Genomic DNA, 279 nt, shown 5'->3' on the forward strand with positions numbered 1-279 from the left:
AATGGCCAGCATCTGCTGCTCGCCACCGGAGAGCAACCCGGCACGGTGATGCAGGCGCTCGCGCAAGCGCGGGAAACGGCCCAGCATTTCTTCCACGCGCGCCTCCACATCCTGCGGATAGAGGAAGGCACCGAGGCGGATATTGTCCAGCACCGAGAGTTCGGGAAACACCTGCCGTCCCTCCGGCACCAGCACTACGCCGTGGCGCACGATCTGTTCGGCGCGCAGGTGCATGAGGTTCACGCCACCGGCGTGAATGCCGCCCTGCACCGGCCGATG

The 279-nt window shown here is 66.3% G+C and carries 1 protein-coding gene; it reads right to left on the bottom strand.

Translation table 11 applies throughout. The annotated features are described in order from the left end of the window. The coding region (locus B3873_RS11940; protein ID WP_286866258.1) for an ATP-binding cassette domain-containing protein at nucleotides 1-279 on the bottom strand (279 nt) is incomplete at both ends.

This window comes from Herbaspirillum sp. UBA812, assembly GCF_002296545.1.
GTDB classification, from domain to species: domain Bacteria; phylum Pseudomonadota; class Gammaproteobacteria; order Burkholderiales; family Burkholderiaceae_D; genus Herbaspirillum; species Herbaspirillum huttiense.